The sequence below is a fragment of the Massilia sp. CT11-108 genome (assembly GCF_047302915.1).
Classification (GTDB): Bacteria; Pseudomonadota; Gammaproteobacteria; order Burkholderiales; family Burkholderiaceae_D; genus Telluria; species Telluria orientalis.
This window is the reverse complement of the sequence record NZ_JBKYMO010000764.1, coordinates 1-1,875: the sequence shown is the minus strand read 5'-3', so window position 1 is coordinate 1,875 and position 1,875 is coordinate 1. Positions and strand designations below refer to the sequence as shown.

2 protein-coding genes and 1 pseudogene are annotated in these 1,875 nt (G+C 66.4%); 1 reads left to right on the top strand and 2 read right to left on the bottom strand.

The genetic code is table 11. From position 1 onward, the window contains the following. Together ACEN88_RS30410 and ACEN88_RS30405 are read right to left on the bottom strand one after the other, a co-directional pair. Positions 1–298, bottom strand: a pseudogene (locus ACEN88_RS30410) (peptidase M28); the annotation flags it as partial. Positions 299–379: 81 nt separating this feature from the next. Beyond that, positions 380–1,522 carry a metallophosphoesterase gene (locus ACEN88_RS30405; protein WP_413345717.1) on the bottom strand — a complete coding sequence of 381 codons (1,143 nt, stop codon included), beginning with the start codon at positions 1,520–1,522 and terminating at the stop codon, positions 380–382. A 206-nt stretch (positions 1,523–1,728) separates the two neighbouring features. Between ACEN88_RS30405 and ACEN88_RS30400 the strand changes: the two genes are divergently transcribed. Beyond that, positions 1,729–1,875, top strand: coding sequence for a hypothetical protein (locus ACEN88_RS30400; protein ID WP_413345715.1), 147 nt, complete (start codon positions 1,729–1,731; stop codon positions 1,873–1,875).

The window sequence follows — 1,875 nt, the reverse complement described above, 5'->3', positions numbered from 1 at the left end:
CTTCGCCGCGCACCCAGTGCGGCACCTTGACCGGTTGCAGCGTGACCTTGGCGCCCAGCTTGCGCAGCTCGTCGGCGACCTGCGTCACGGCGGCGGCGGCGCCGGGCGAACCCGACAGGCGCGGGCCGACGAGGTCCGTCAGGTCTTCCAGCCGCTGGTAGGCGTAATCGCTTTGCAAGGCCGTATCGCGCACCTTGGCGAGCGCGGCCGGATCATTACCGGGAGTGGCGGCGTTCGCGGTACTGCCCATCAGGCAGGCGGCGAGCAGGCTCAAGGCGGGGAGACGGAGGCGATTCATGCTTGCAATCCTTTGGTCGGTGGAAAAACCAAAACGATAACGCATCCGCTTGTTTTTGGGGAAATATATTGGCGTACTCAATCACACGCGGCCGGGCACCAGGCGCACGAGGGTGATCTCGGACGGCGCGCCGAAGCGTTTCGGCGGCCCCCAGTACCCGGTGCCGCGGCTCGTGTACACCCACAGGGAGCGCACGCGGTTCAGGCCGGCGACGAATGGTTGCTGCAGCGGCACGAACAAATTCCACGGGAAGAACTGGCCGCCGTGGGTATGGCCGGACAATTGCAGGTCGAAGCCGGCGTCGGCCGCGGCCGGCGCCGTACGCGGCTGGTGGGCCAGCAGGATGCGCACGGCGACGTCGTCCGGCGCGCCCGCGGCGGCGAGGTGCGGGTCGCTCTTGTGGGCGGGATTGAAATGCTGCGCCGTGTAATCCGTGACGCCGGCAATCATGAGCTTGGCTCCGCCCCGGTGCCGGATCACGTGCTCGTTCAGCAGCACGCGCAGGCCCAGGCGGCGCACTTCCGCGATCCATTGCTCGGCGCCGGAATAATATTCATGGTTGCCGGTGACGAAGAACGTACCGTCCGGCGCGGACAGGCGCGCCAGCGGTTCCGTGTGCAGGGCCAGGCGCTGCACGCTGCCGTCGACGAGGTCGCCCGTGATGGCGATGGCATCCGGCCTGAGCGCGTTGACCTTCGTGACGATGGCGTTCAGGTAAGGCCGGCGGATGGTCGGGCCCACGTGGATGTCGGAAATCTGCGCGATCGAATACCCGTGCAGGTCTTCCGGCAGGCCGTCGATCGGCACCTCGACCTTGACGACGCGCGCCACGCGGCGGGCGTTGACGAAACCGATGCACGTGATGGCCAGTGCGAGCAGCGGGACCGCGACGGCGCTGTCGTGGGTGAAGCCGGGCCCGCCCGCGCCGCCGAGCGCGAGCGCCAGCAGCAAGAGGTCGCGCAGCAGCGTCAGCACGAACAGCGAGGAAAACAAACCCATCGCGAGCAGCCCGGCCCACGTGAGCGGTTCGGTCCAGCGCGTGCGGCGCAGGCTCGGCGCGACGAGGCCGATGCGCACGAGCGCGGCCGACACGGCGAGCAGCACGACCCCCGCCAGCATGCCGATGACACCGGCGTCCAGCGCAGGCAACAGCCGCAGGCCGATATAGGCGTGCAACAGCACCAGGATGGCAAGGATGGAAACGAAAGAACGCCGACGGGCCATGGTAGGTTCGTACAGTCGATGACGCTTCCAAGATGGGGCGGCGAACGCCGACTGCAAGGCCTGCCTGTAACCGATGTTACCGGGGCGGAAGCAGATGTAATAATCTGTATTAACGCGTGGCAGCATACACGGATGTATCTATGATGATTGCATGCCTGGCGTAGTTGCGATCATCCCGATCCCCGTTGAGGCGCAAGGAACTAACCATGTTGAAGAAAAAATGCATTGGTGCCATGCTCCTGGCCGCAGCTGCCGTGTCCACCTCGGCAATGGCTGGCGATCGGGGGGTGAACACGGTCGTGGGCGCACTGGCCGGCGCCGCCATCGGCGGCAGCGTGGGCTGTGTCTTTTAA

What these genes read in the sequence shown, in the direction of transcription:
- ACEN88_RS30400 (WP_413345715.1), top strand. Translation starts at nt 1,729, where the DNA reads ATGTTGAAGAAAAAATGCATTGGTGCCATGCTCCTGGCCGCAGCTGCC.
- ACEN88_RS30405 (WP_413345717.1), bottom strand. Translation starts at nt 1,522, where the DNA reads ATGGCCCGTCGGCGTTCTTTCGTTTCCATCCTTGCCATCCTGGTGCTG.